Here is an 11337-nt window from a genome sequence, read left to right as displayed (position 1 = left end):
AAAGGAACAAATGTAAGGAAAAAGGTTGTGAAAAGCGATAAGAATAGAAACAATGGAAAATGGATAAAGTAAGAAAAAGTGGTAATGATGGTTAAAGCTAGTGAAACATTCATCAATTCTTCCCCAATCTTCTCACCTAGTAAAATTATCGAAAGAGAACTATAAACCAATAAAAATGAATTAATTGGATTCAGTATGTCAAAAAAATGCAACAAAGTGTTACTTGTTCCTTGTTGAAAGATGGCTTGCCAACTGATCAAAGCTAGCAAAAAGATAGTCCATAATTTTAATTCACTATGTCGAAAGGTAGTAAAGTTACAAACATAGCTGGACACAATCAACAAAATCACAAGTATTACGGAGAACTTTTGCATGAGACCACTTGCATAATAAATAGGAACTCTATAGTATATGTAGAACATCAAGATCAAGTGATTCAGCAAAGTTAATTGCCACAACCATAATGAATGATTAGAAATGATTTTTACAATTTTTTTCATCATAATCATCTCCCTCTATTTTATAAGTATAGTATAGCATAAAACTAGAATACTATTTAACAGTATCCTAGTTTTATGCTAATTTTTATCAAGAATATGCCAACTTACTTTATAAGTTATAACTAAGTAAACGAGAAAGAGAAGAGCTGCCACTCCAAGATAGGTCACATCAATTGTGATAGTTGTATTGGCAAAGTTTTCAAAGTAACCTAATAAGGAATTGCTTAGAGAAATAGCTAATGGAACAGCAAGTATCAAGGGAACAAGGAAGTAACTCATAATTTGCTGAATCAGTATTCTCTTATTTTGTTTTTTCTTATTTCCTAATAGATATAAGATACGATAATCATTAATGCTGTCTAGTGCACTAGTTGAGATTTGTAGAGATAAAATGCTAAGTGAAATAATAATAAACACAACACTAATAAATATCAATACTAGTACAATGACTCCCATAAATCCTATATAAAGCTCAGATAATCTCACCTTAGTTTGATAAGTGAAGTCATTTACTTCTGCACCATCCACTGTAAAGTAATGCTTATCAACCCACTCTTCCAAAAATGTTTCAATTTTTCTTTTATCAATATTTTCTTTATATTTAACCACATAAGTTGTAAAGTCTTCGTTCAATTCTTTAATAACTCTATCTGGTACAATAAGAGTTCCTGAATCATTTAATCCTACTGAAGAAACAAAATAAACAGTATCTAATGGTTGGGATGATGCCAATTTTAAAGAATAACCGCCAATCGATAAGTCTTTCATTTGTAGTAAAAATTCTTGGATTTGTTTAATGGTTCCTTTGTAATTGGCATTTACTAGATAGCCATCATCAGCTAAGTCAATATCTTTTTTGCCTTGTAGTTTTCTTAGATGATTATAAGCTGAAATCCCTAAAATACGGACTTTTGAATCAGGTAACCCTTTATCGTGCTCCCATAACTGACTAGTATCTATTATATCTTTATAAGTCAAATCACTCGTATAAGTTGAATAAACATATTCATCTTTTACGACATCAAAATCAAAACCATCCGCTTTTAATCGATCTTTTACACTCTCGTTTCCATAATGAAACTCATTACCTCTATATAAATTGACTTGTAAATCATAAGGGGCATAACGATTCAAATCATGATTCATGGTTGTATATGAACTGCCACCAAACACTAGTAAACTAAGAGCCAAAGTCAAGGTCATAGATAGTACTGCTAGCGTTACAGAATTGCTGTCCGCTTGTTTGGAAAATTGGCGGATTTTAAATGAGTTTAATTTATTATAATAGAAGGAAGATACTTTCTTAACAACTCCAAGTAAGAAATTACTTAAGGTGTTGTAAAATAAAATGACAAAGATCACTAAAATAGATACTAATAAAACTCCCCAGTTTTTCAAAATGGATAAGTGATGATAATCAGAAAAATAAATACTACCAGAGATGATAACAATACTTGAAATAATGAAAATCAACAATTGTAGAATAGAATTTTCTTTAATAATTCGTGATTTTTCAATACCGTTTTCTTGAATTAAGCTAATAATTGTTTTCTTTCTAAATTTCAAAAAGTCCATTAAACCAACTATTAAACTAGTTACCACATAGGAATAACCCAACAGAGAGAGTGACTTAGGATCTAAAAAGAATAGATTTCCAAAATAATTTGCCATAAAAAACTCAGAAGCAATGTGAGCAAGTAAAATAAGTAAGATTAGCCCAAAAGTAAATCCTAGAACTAAAGCAAAGATATTTACTAACATCGTTTCAAAGAAGAGTGTTCCGATAATTTGATATTTTTTCATTCCAAGTGTTGAATATAACCCGAGCTCTTTTTGTCGTCTTCCTAAAACAAAATTCGTTGAGTAAACGATGAGAAAGGCAACGGCGCCTAGTATCAAATAAGATAACAAGCCCATGTACTGGGTCATAACTGTCGTCAGCATTTCTTTCGCACCCGATAAGCTCTGCATGACAGGATGACTTGGAAGAGCATTAAAGGCGTACAAAAGACTATAAATCAAAGCAAGACTTAAAAAATAAATCGTATAGGTTTGTAAGTTTCTAAATACATTGCGTAAAATTAACTTTGGGTACATAGCTCCCCTCCTATCTTGTTCGTCTGTATATTTCTTCTAGGTATAAGTCGTTTGATAGTCCATTCCGCTCAATATCATCGATAATCTGTCCATCACTGAGAAGAACCATTCGAGACGAATATTTAGCAGCAGCAGGATCGTGAGTAACTAGTAGAATAGTTATTTCAAACATTCGATTAATTTCTTGTAAGAGAGACATGAGATTTTCTGAGTTAGCAGAGTCAAGAGCTCCTGTCGGTTCATCTGCAATCAAGAGTTTGGAATCATCTATTAACGCTCTAGCTGTTGCGACACGTTGACGTTGCCCACCTGATAATTGATTTGGAAATTTATTTTTTAAATTTTGAATAGCTAATTTACCCAAAACATCATTAATTTTATTTTGATATTTTCTAATGGATTTTCCTTGAATTTGAAGTGGTAAAATTACGTTTTCATAAACTGTTAAGGTCTCTACCAGATTATAAGATTGAAAAATATAAGAGATATTCTTAGCGCGATAATCGGCTAATTGGCTTTCTTTTGCTTGAATCATATCAAAATCTTCAAAAACAATACTGCCCGAATCAGGTTTATCAATAGTAGATATACAATTCAATAAAGTTGTCTTTCCACTACCACTAGCCCCCATAATGGCTAAAAATTCACCCTTATTTACTGAAAGGTAAATATCAGATAAGGCATGGACTAAACTTTCGCCTTCTCCAAATGTCTTATTTAATCCTGTTACTACTAGTTGTGGCATTATCGTTTCCTCCATTTCTTTTATATAATCATTATAGCTTGTAGAAAAATCTATTTCATGAGTATTTCGTGCAGAATTGAGTCGTAATTGAGGCTTCTTGTCTTTTTCTAGGGCACAATAAAAACCAATACTCCTCAAGAGCATTGGTTAGAAATAATAGTGATAAAACCAATCTATCCACTATTGTTTATCATTACGTTTTTTCATAAAGTAGACAATGCCGATAATGACTACTCCTAGTACAAGTACAGGAGCATAAAATTCAAGCGTTCCAATAATTCCTTCCATCCGATCCTCCTTTATCAAGGTTCAATCAACCTCTTTTAATAACTCTTCTTTTAGCTGGCTTGATAATATCTTTACATCTGTTAATATTTTTTGTTCTATGTTTTTAATAATAAACAAAGGAAATCTATGTTTAGTTTCTAACAGTGAACATGATTTCTAGTACATCTATGAGAACATGTAAAGCATCGACTACATTTTCCAATCTAAGAGACTATCTCCTGAATTAAAAAGTACGAACCTATTCAACTGCTCTTCAACACTAATATTATCACTAAAAAATTTCAGCTAGTTTTAGATATATCACACATAATGTATTCCTCCTTTTTCCATAATTTTAACAAATTTTAGAACATTTAAAATGAGTAATTTGTGCACTTTTTAAATATCTCTGCTATTTAGATACACAAATTTTTCTTTATTTAAGCAATTAATAAACTTATCAAATCTAAATATTACCTCTTCGTAACTATCGCCCTCTAATTCTATATGGATTCTTAACTCATTCAACTCTCTCTCAACAACATCAATGCAAATTTTATCGGTTATATTCAATTTTGAAAGATTTAACTTCATTTCTTGCTTGTTTTCAACTGATACTCAATGAAAATCAAAAAGCAAACTAGGAAACTAGGAAACTAGCCGCAGGCTGTACTTGAGTACGGCAAGGCAACGTTGACGTGGTTTGAATTTGATTTTCGAAGAGTATGAAACCAGTAAATGTTCTGCTACTTGATTTACCGACGCCATCTAATTTATTTGAAAAACATGATAGATTTTTTGTTACATATTTTTCCACGCAACCAGTTTCAGATGGTATTTTAAATAAACTAATATGCTCTGAAATAGCAGACATATTAAAAATAGGATCTGCCCCTCTAGGTCTAACAACTTTACTTTCTTTTAGTTTTTGAAATCCATTTTCCTGAGCATAAGAATAAAACTGTTTGATAATTTCAATTGTAACATGATGAAATTTTAAATACAAATTAATAAACCAAAAGATACAGATTATATATAAACAATGACTAGATAGGTTATTTTTGAAAACCTATCCCTTCTTCTTTTAAAATTTTCTTACTCAAACGATTGATAAACTTATTCACTTTAAATACGATATTCTCATATCTATCGCTCTCTAATGCTATCTGTATACTTAACTCATTCAACTCCTTGTCAGCAACATCAATGCCAATTTCCTCAGTTATATTCATTTTTTAAAGATTCAACTTCATTTTTTGCTTGTTTTCAATTGAAGACAACAAATATTTTGCTACTTGATTTATACTCAATGAAAATCAAAGAGCAAACTAGGAAACTAGCCGCAGGTTGCTCAAAGTACAGCGTTGAGGTTACAGATAAAGCTGACGTGGTTTGAAGAGATTTTCGAAGAGTATAGGTAGTTTGCACCAAGTTATAAAAATTACCAGAGACTATCAAAAACTCAATTTCAGGAGAATATAAAGTAAATCTTCCCACAAAAAAACGCATCATATCAAGATTTTTGTTGAACACTTGATATGATGCGTTTTTCTAATTTTAAAGGCTTTTTGCCCAACCTCTTTACATCTTATTCTGCTAGTTAGTTCTTAATACCAGCCGTTGTTAAGCCAGAAATTTTTAGCGGCTGTCCATGAACCGTAACGTCCTGCAACGTAGGCATCTGCTACACGTTCTTGGTTTTCAGCTGAGTAGTCACCGTTCAAGTATGAATCTGTCAATTGGTAACGCCCAATGTAACGTCCATTTGTAGCTGTGTAGCTGCCGCCTGATTCTTTTTGAGCGATCCATTCTTTAGCTTCTGCTTCAGATCCGCTTACAGTTGTAGCTGGTGCTGAAGCTTCTGTTGTAGCAACCGTTTCTTCTGCTACTGCTTCGCTTGCTACTGGAGTTTCTTCCACTACTTCTGTAGTTTCTACTACTGGAGCTGAAACAGTTTCATCTTGAACTGCTGGTGCTGCATAAGTAGTTGGCGCTGGTGTTGCAACAGGTGCTACAGGACCATCAATAACCAACTCTTGACCAACATAAATCAAATGAATGTTGTCGATGTGGTTGTTTTCTGCCAATTTCTCAACAGTTGTGTTGTGAGTTTCAGCGATTTCTGAAAGTGTATCACCTTCTTTAACTGTGTAAGTTGATGATTCTTGAGCAGATACAAATGATGGAGCAAATACTGCAAACAAGGCAGCTACTCCTGCAAGAGTTGTTTTAATCTTTTTAGTTGTTGATTTCATATTTGAAAATTCTCCTTCTTTCTATAGTTCTATCATACCCTTTAAATATTACCGTTTCTTGACACTTTTATGTAGAAATATTACAAAATTATTTTTTATTTCCCCAAACAAGCTATTTTTTGTCATAAAGGATACTATTTTATGCTGTTTATGGTATTAAAAAGGTTTTCATCCACAATTAAAGCCAAGACCTTCATTCTTTGATATAATAGAGATAAGAATTTTTATAAGGGGAAACTGATGAAATCACTTCGTTTTCAATCTGTCTTTGATATCATCGGACCAGTTATGATTGGCCCATCTAGTAGCCATACCGCTGGTGCTGTTCGTATTGGGAAGATTGTCTCTTCCATTTTTGATGATACTCCGACAGAAGTCGAATTCCAACTATTTAACTCATTTGCCAAGACCTATCGAGGCCACGGGACAGACCTAGCCCTTGTTGCAGGTATTTTGGGCATGGATACAGATGATCCTGAAATTCCAAATAGTCTGGAGATTGCCCACAAACGTGGTATCAAGATTGTCTGGACCATTCAGAAAGACAGCAATGCTCCTCACCCCAACACCACTAAAATTACCGTTAAAAATGCGCACAAGACCATCAGCGTGACTGGTATTTCAATCGGTGGAGGGAATATTCAGGTCACCGAACTCAATGGCTTTGCCGTCTCTCTCAACATGAATACACCGACTATCATCATTGTTCATCAAGATATTCCAGGTATGATTGCCCTCGTAACGGAGGCCCTTTCACGCTATGGTATCAATATCGCCCAGATGAATGTTACTCGTGAAAAAGCTGGTGAAAAAGCTATTATGATTATCGAAGTTGACAGTCGCAACTGTGATGATGCCATCGAAGAAATTCGAAAAATCCCTCATCTCCACAATGTCAATTTCTTTAAATAGGAGGAAGCATGTTTTATTCTATCAAAGAATTGGTCGAGCAAGCAGATCTGGACTTTCAAGGAAATGTCTCAGAACTTATGATTACAACAGAGTTTGAATTGACAGGTCGCGAACGTGAAGAAGTCCTCCTTCTCATGGAACGCAATCTAGAAGTCATGAAAGCCTCTGTTCAACTTGGCCTCAATGAAAATAAATCTCGTAGTGGCCTGACAGGTGGAGATGCTGCCAAATTGGATCACTACATCAAAAACGGAAAAACTCTATCAGATTACACGATTCTCTCTGCTGCCCGAAATGCTATCGCAGTCAATGAACACAATGCCAAAATGGGCTTGGTCTGTGCCACTCCGACCGCAGGAAGTGCTGGCTGTCTGCCTTCCGTTCTCACTGCTGCTATTGAAAAATTAGACCTCAGTCACGAGCAACAGCTGGATTTCCTCTTTGCTGCCGGTGCCTTTGGACTAGTCATCGCAAACAATGCCTCTATCTCAGGTGCTGAGGGTGGCTGTCAGGCCGAGGTTGGTTCGGCCTCTGCTATGAGTGCTGCAGCCTTGACTCTAGCTGCAGGTGGAACACCTTATCAGGCCAGTCAGGCCATTGCCTTTGTCATTAAAAATATGCTGGGCCTCATCTGTGACCCTGTTGCCGGCTTGGTCGAAGTTCCCTGTGTCAAACGCAATGCCATGGGAGCTAGCTTTGCCTTCATCGCAGCAGACATGGCCTTGGCAGGTATCGAATCTAAAATCCCTGTGGATGAAGTTATCGATGCCATGTACCAAGTAGGAGCAAGCATGCCAACTGCCTTTCGTGAAACAGCTGAAGGTGGACTCGCAGCCACCCCTACTGGTCGTCGCCTCCAAAAAGAAATTTTCGGAGAATAAGCTTATCAAATAGGAGAAATCATGACCTCTATCACAGCGATTTTTTTCGATCTGGATGGAACCCTCGTTGACAGTTCTATCGGGATTCACAATGCCTTTACCCATACCTTTAAGGAGCTGGGGGTGCCTAGTCCTGATGCCAAAACCATTCGTGGTTTTATGGGGCCGCCCCTCGAAAGTAGTTTTGCGACCTGCCTGTCCAAAGAACAAATCGCTGAGGCTGTACAGATATACCGTTCTTACTACAAGGAAAAAGGCATCTATGAAGCTCAACTCTTTCCTCAGATTGTAGACTTGCTTCAGGAACTATCCAAGAATTACCCTCTCTACATAACCACTACAAAGAATACCCCTACCGCTCAAGACATGACTAAAAACTTGGGAATCTATCATTTCTTTGATGGCATTTATGGTTCCAGCCCTGAAGCACCCCATAAAGCAGATGTCATTCGCCAAGCCTTACAGACACATCAACTAAAACCTGAACAAGCCATCATCATCGGAGATACCAAGTTTGATATGCTTGGAGCCCAAGAAACAGGCATTCAGAAATTGGCCGTCACTTGGGGATTTGGAGAGCAGGCAGATTTGCTAAACTATCAACCTGATTATATGGCCCACAAACCCCTACAAGTTTTAGAGTATTTTCAATAACATAGACTGGGCGACAACTCCATTTCAGAAGAAAATGGAGCAAGTCTACACATAACAAAACGCATATTACCAAGGTTTCAAGACCTGATAATATGCGCTTTTCTTTTTTATTCAACGTGGGTTGTTTGATTTGCAAAGGCGATAATGGCTTGCTTCAACTCATCTCCACTGAGAGTGCGGAACTCTTCAATCTTTTGATCGATAGCTTCTAGAGGCATGACATTAACCTTACCAACGAAAATCTTATCCATAACCTGATTATCAACTAATTCGGTCGAAACCAAGAGTTCTTCGTAGAGTTTTTCGCCTGGGCGGATTCCAACTTCAACGATTGGAATTTCGCTCTCAGTGTGTCCACTTAGAAGGACCATTTTCTTGGCCAAGTCATAAATCTTGACTGGTTTGCCCATATCAAGGATAAAGACTTCTCCATCTTTAGCATAAGCACCAGCATGGATGACCAAACGACTAGCTTCTGGAATAGTCATAAAGTAACGGGTCATGCGGAAGTCTGTCACCGTTACAGGACCACCTTCAGCAATCTGACGTTCAAAGACTGGAATGACACTACCACGGCTACCAAGAACATTCCCAAAACGAACTGCACAGTAGGTGGATTGGCTACGTTGGTTAAAGCCAGTAACAATCAACTCAGCCACGCGCTTGGTTGCTCCCATAACATTAGGTGGATTGACCGCCTTATCCGTCGAAATCATAACCATCTTAGGCACCTTGGCTTCATCAACAGCCCTAGCAACATTGTAGGTTCCACGGATATTGTTTTTGAAGGCTTCTTTTGGATTGCGCTCCATCATAGGAACGTGCTTGTGGGCAGCCGCATGATAAACAATAGCAGGCTTGTACTGCTCAAAGACTTGCAACAAGCGGGCATAGTCTTGAATGTCCGCAATCACAGGTACATAATCAATTCCTTGGAACTTACGAATCAATTCATGATAAACAAGGTAGATTGAGTTTTCCCCATGACCAAGCAAGACAATGCGTTCAGGATTGAAACGACTAACTTGGCGACAGATTTCAGAACCGATTGAACCTCCAGCACCTGTGACTAAGATTGTCTTACCTGTCAGTTCTACACCCAGACGCGATTCGTCAAGACGAATTTCCTGACGACCCAAAAGGTCTGTGATATCAATCTTCTGGAAGCCTCCACCTGCTTGGTGAAGTCCTTGAACAACAGTTTCAACCTTAGGCATCTTATAACATTTGACACCCAGCTTATTACACATCTGCAAGATACGCTCATATTCTGACGGGTCAAGCGACGGAATCGCAACGATAACACGTTCGATTTGATGACGTTTGGCTAATTCAGGCAGATTATCATAAGAGCCCAAAACAGGGATTCCACCAAGTTTTTGGCCCTTTTTCTTAGCATCCTTATCTAAAATACCGACAAGTTCCAAATCACTGGTTGGATGTTGGTAGCTATCCATAAAGAGGGCCCCACCATCACCAGCACCAATCAAGAAGGTCCGACGGTGTTCTCCATCACCACTGCCTTTTTTGCGTCTTGAATAGATTAACTGCCAAGTAATCCGTGGCAATAAAATCAAGAAGGTACTCAACAAGATAAAGAGAATGATGAAACGGATGGAGAAGAGTGGCAAGAAGGCATAGCAGATACTATATGACAAGACGCTGCTCGCAGTCACACCAAAAAAAATTTTCATAAAATCTGTGATCTTGCTGTAACGACTAATACTAGCATTCAAGCCCCAAAATGCAATCATCAATTGATAAAACAAGAAGGCCAAACTCGTATAGATAATGTAGTCAACAGGGGCTGGATTAATCAAGCCGTAAAATAAGATATAAGATACAATGATGGAAACCACCATACTCAAAATATCAAATATTCCCCAGAAAACCTGTTTTTGTTGTTTATTTAAAATTTCCACCAGATCAATCACATAATCTGTGAGTTTTTTATTCATAGAAATTTACTCCTCCTTAAAAGAGCCGAATAGGTATATTGTTATTATAACACTTTTTCTCTAGTTTACGATTTGCTACAATCTTTTACTTGCTTTTTCGTAACAGTTTCATAAAAATAAACTGTCTGACAAATCCTGGACAAAGGGCAACAACCATCTGAATCGCAACACTCTTGGCATATTCCATGTAAGAAATTTGCCCTCGCTTCAGCATGCGCTGACGAGCTTGACGATAGAGTTTGAGGTAACGCAGTCCCCCACGACGCTCAAACATCCCTGCTCCGACACGAACCTTACACAAGATTTGATCCAGATTTCCAGTCTTGGCTCCTGCAGCAATCATATTGAGCCAGAGGAGGTCATCCTCCATATAAAGGCCATCCTCATAGTTGCCTGCCTTGAGAACCATGTCCTTCTTGAACATGACAGTCATGTGGTTAAAGGCACTTCTCATCCTTTGATAAGCTACAATATCTGCATGCTGGGTTGGAACACGACGGTAAGAAACAATCTCATCAGGATTATCAATAAACTCTGCAATATGTCCACCTAATAGGTCGAGCTTGTCCTTCTCCATTAGCTGAACCTGTTTCTCAAAACGATCTGGAACAGCTATATCATCCGTATCCATACGGGCAATAATATCATACTGGCACTGTAAAACACCGTATCGAAGAGCCAGACCCAAACCTTGATTTTCTTCTAAGGGGCAACGTTTCACTGGAATATCAGACTCAGCTTCAACCTGGTCTAATACCTGATAAAGTTCTGGTGTGAGAGGTCCATCCTCTACGAGAACCAATTCGCTCGGTTTCAAGGTTTGATTTTGAATACTATTAATGGCATCTCTCAAAAATGTCGGATTTTCCTTTACATAGACCGACATCAAGACGCTAATTTTTTGCTTTTCAAGCACAGTTTTTCTCCAATATATAGATTTCCTTCCACTATTTTATCATAATTTTCAAGACTTTCCCATTTTTATCTTGAAAGCCAGAAACCTTACTTGACATGGTAACTTCTCAAAGTAACTTCCACTTGACTGGCCGAAGTGGAAATTAGTCTAAA

At 37.2% G+C, this 11337-nt stretch carries 10 protein-coding genes and 1 pseudogene; 3 read left to right on the top strand and 8 right to left on the bottom strand.

Annotation, left to right across the window (positions count from 1 at the left end; translation table 11 throughout):
* The 6 genes and pseudogenes from RWM06_RS08510 to RWM06_RS08480 form a co-directional block, all read right to left on the bottom strand.
* Positions 1–503 (bottom strand): annotated as a pseudogene (locus tag RWM06_RS08510) (ATP-binding protein); the annotation flags it as partial.
* 75 nt (positions 504–578) lie between these two features.
* A complete protein-coding gene (locus RWM06_RS08505) occupies positions 579–2597 on the bottom strand; it encodes an ABC transporter permease (protein WP_313970811.1) in 2019 nt (672 codons plus the stop codon).
* A 10-nt stretch (positions 2598–2607) separates the two neighbouring features.
* Complete coding sequence (locus RWM06_RS08500; protein ID WP_042901789.1) at positions 2608–3342, bottom strand: ABC transporter ATP-binding protein; 735 nt, start codon at positions 3340–3342, stop codon at positions 2608–2610.
* A 907-nt stretch (positions 3343–4249) separates the two neighbouring features.
* Positions 4250–4615: a hypothetical protein gene (locus tag RWM06_RS08490; protein WP_152639386.1), complete on the bottom strand. Its 366-nt coding sequence runs from the start codon at positions 4613–4615 to the stop codon at positions 4250–4252.
* Between the two features lie 49 nt (positions 4616–4664).
* Complete coding sequence (locus RWM06_RS08485; protein WP_313970810.1) at positions 4665–4841, bottom strand: hypothetical protein; 177 nt, start codon at positions 4839–4841, stop codon at positions 4665–4667.
* A 375-nt stretch (positions 4842–5216) separates the two neighbouring features.
* Positions 5217–5864 carry a LysM peptidoglycan-binding domain-containing protein gene (locus RWM06_RS08480; RefSeq protein ID WP_313970809.1) on the bottom strand — a complete coding sequence of 216 codons (648 nt, stop codon included), beginning with the start codon at positions 5862–5864 and terminating at the stop codon, positions 5217–5219.
* A 240-nt stretch (positions 5865–6104) separates the two neighbouring features.
* Between RWM06_RS08480 and sdaAB the strand changes: the two genes are divergently transcribed.
* Genes sdaAB through RWM06_RS08465 form a run of 3 tightly spaced genes read left to right on the top strand, consistent with a single transcriptional unit; the run spans position 6105 to position 8311 of the window.
* Positions 6105–6776, top strand: a complete 672-nt coding sequence (gene sdaAB / locus RWM06_RS08475) for an L-serine ammonia-lyase, iron-sulfur-dependent subunit beta (protein WP_000838910.1) — start codon at positions 6105–6107, stop codon at positions 6774–6776.
* An 8-nt stretch (positions 6777–6784) separates the two neighbouring features.
* On the top strand, positions 6785–7657 hold the full coding sequence (sdaAA, locus tag RWM06_RS08470) for an L-serine ammonia-lyase, iron-sulfur-dependent, subunit alpha (RefSeq protein WP_000500046.1): 873 nt from the start codon (positions 6785–6787) through the stop codon (positions 7655–7657).
* 21 nt (positions 7658–7678) lie between these two features.
* On the top strand, positions 7679–8311 hold the full coding sequence (locus tag RWM06_RS08465) for an HAD family hydrolase (protein WP_313970808.1): 633 nt from the start codon (positions 7679–7681) through the stop codon (positions 8309–8311).
* A 107-nt stretch (positions 8312–8418) separates the two neighbouring features.
* Here the strand turns inward: RWM06_RS08465 and RWM06_RS08460 are convergent, their stop codons facing one another.
* The gene (locus tag RWM06_RS08460) at positions 8419–10269 is read right to left on the bottom strand and encodes a nucleoside-diphosphate sugar epimerase/dehydratase (RefSeq protein WP_313970807.1); all 1851 of its coding nucleotides are present in this window, start codon (positions 10267–10269) and stop codon (positions 8419–8421) included.
* An 85-nt stretch (positions 10270–10354) separates the two neighbouring features.
* On the bottom strand, positions 10355–11185 hold the full coding sequence (locus RWM06_RS08455) for a glycosyltransferase (RefSeq protein WP_313970806.1): 831 nt from the start codon (positions 11183–11185) through the stop codon (positions 10355–10357).
* Between the last annotated feature and the right edge of the window lie 152 nt (positions 11186–11337).

It is taken from the genome of uncultured Streptococcus sp. (genome assembly GCF_963516575.1).
Taxonomy (GTDB): Bacteria; Bacillota; Bacilli; order Lactobacillales; family Streptococcaceae; genus Streptococcus.
Note: the sequence above shows the minus strand (reverse complement) of the source record. Positions and strands in the feature narration are given on the sequence as shown.

Excerpts from the sequence above, each read along its gene's own strand:
- RWM06_RS08505 (WP_313970811.1), bottom strand. The coding sequence starts at position 2,597 with ATGTACCCAAAGTTAATTTTACGCAATGTATTTAGAAACTTACAAACC.
- RWM06_RS08500 (WP_042901789.1), bottom strand. The coding sequence starts at position 3,342 with ATGCCACAACTAGTAGTAACAGGATTAAATAAGACATTTGGAGAAGGC.
- RWM06_RS08485 (WP_313970810.1), bottom strand. The coding sequence starts at position 4,841 with ATGAATATAACTGAGGAAATTGGCATTGATGTTGCTGACAAGGAGTTG.
- RWM06_RS08480 (WP_313970809.1), bottom strand. The coding sequence starts at position 5,864 with ATGAAATCAACAACTAAAAAGATTAAAACAACTCTTGCAGGAGTAGCT.
- sdaAB (WP_000838910.1), top strand. The coding sequence starts at position 6,105 with ATGAAATCACTTCGTTTTCAATCTGTCTTTGATATCATCGGACCAGTT.
- sdaAA (WP_000500046.1), top strand. The coding sequence starts at position 6,785 with ATGTTTTATTCTATCAAAGAATTGGTCGAGCAAGCAGATCTGGACTTT.
- RWM06_RS08465 (WP_313970808.1), top strand. The coding sequence starts at position 7,679 with ATGACCTCTATCACAGCGATTTTTTTCGATCTGGATGGAACCCTCGTT.
- RWM06_RS08460 (WP_313970807.1), bottom strand. The coding sequence starts at position 10,269 with ATGAATAAAAAACTCACAGATTATGTGATTGATCTGGTGGAAATTTTA.